The sequence below is a fragment of the Limimaricola sp. G21655-S1 genome (genome assembly GCF_027213785.1).
In the GTDB taxonomy this organism is placed as follows: Bacteria; Pseudomonadota; Alphaproteobacteria; order Rhodobacterales; family Rhodobacteraceae; genus Limimaricola.
Map to the genome: position 1 here is coordinate 1 of NZ_JAPWGO010000455.1, position 244 is coordinate 244.

1 pseudogene is annotated in these 244 nt (G+C 65.2%); it reads left to right on the top strand.

Going from position 1 to position 244, the window contains the following annotated elements:
- Positions 1-244 (top strand): annotated as a pseudogene (locus O4G76_RS21440) (hypothetical protein); the annotation flags it as partial.

The window sequence follows — 244 nt, forward strand, 5'->3', positions numbered from 1 at the left end:
GTGCTGTGTTACGGCCTGGGGGTAGACGATCCGAAACGCATTTTCGGCACCACCGCCGGTCTGCAGGAGCGCTTTGGCGCGGCGCGGGTATTCGACATGCCCACCGCCGAGAACGCGATGACCGGCATCGGCAGCGGTGCCGCGCTGGGTGGCATGCGCCCTGTGATGTGCCACCAGCGCCTGGACTTCTTCCTGCTGGCGATGGACCAGCTGGTGAATAACGCCGCCAAGTGGCGCTATACCT